Below are 623 nucleotides of genomic sequence, written 5' to 3'. Positions count from 1 at the left end.
CCTGACAGGGCGTTTTGTATTTAAGAGCCCTTGTGCCCTCTGGGTATGACGATGACCTACTTAGGTCACGAGCCGTGCTCGTGATCGCTTCGCGACGCCTACGGCGCCTCCGCCTGGCACCTTCGGTGCATAGGCGGTTTTATGCCCTCGGGTACACATGGGCCCCAAAGTAGGGACAGGAGCTCATCGTATCCTAAATATAAAAAAACCCCTTAGCGACGAGCACTAAGGGGTCTTTTTATATTTAAGAGCCTGACGATGACCTACTCTCACATGGGGAAGCCCCACACTACCATCGGCGCTGAGCGGTTTCACTTCTGAGTTCGGCAAGGGATCAGGTGGTTCCCACTCGCTATAGTCGTCAGGCAAACCGGCTTGGGGATCTGCCTTGGCAGGTCTCCAAATCTGTTTACCTCACTGGCTAAGCCAGCAAAGTATTCTGAGAAACTGAGTCGTCCAGCGTCAGAGCGTTTATCCAACACTCATTCTATCAGGTGCAGTTCAACTGCTTTGGCGTTATATGGTCAAGCCTCACGGGCAATTAGTACGGGTTAGCTTCACGCCTTACGGCAGCTTCCACACCCCGCCTATCAACGTTGTGGTCTTCAACGGCCCTTCAGGGG

The 623-nt window shown here is 53.5% G+C and carries 2 rRNA genes; both read right to left on the bottom strand.

The window, feature by feature from the left end:
• Positions 1 to 250: 250 nt before the first annotated feature.
• Positions 251 to 366 (bottom strand): 5S ribosomal RNA (gene rrf / locus A6D6_RS21660).
• 154 nt (positions 367 to 520) lie between these two features.
• Positions 521 to 623: ribosomal RNA gene (locus A6D6_RS21655) — 23S ribosomal RNA — on the bottom strand; the annotation flags it as partial.

Source organism: Alcanivorax xiamenensis (assembly GCF_009846745.1).
GTDB classification, from domain to species: domain Bacteria; phylum Pseudomonadota; class Gammaproteobacteria; order Pseudomonadales; family Alcanivoracaceae; genus Alloalcanivorax; species Alloalcanivorax xiamenensis.
Note: the sequence above shows the minus strand (reverse complement) of the source record. Positions and strands in the feature narration are given on the sequence as shown.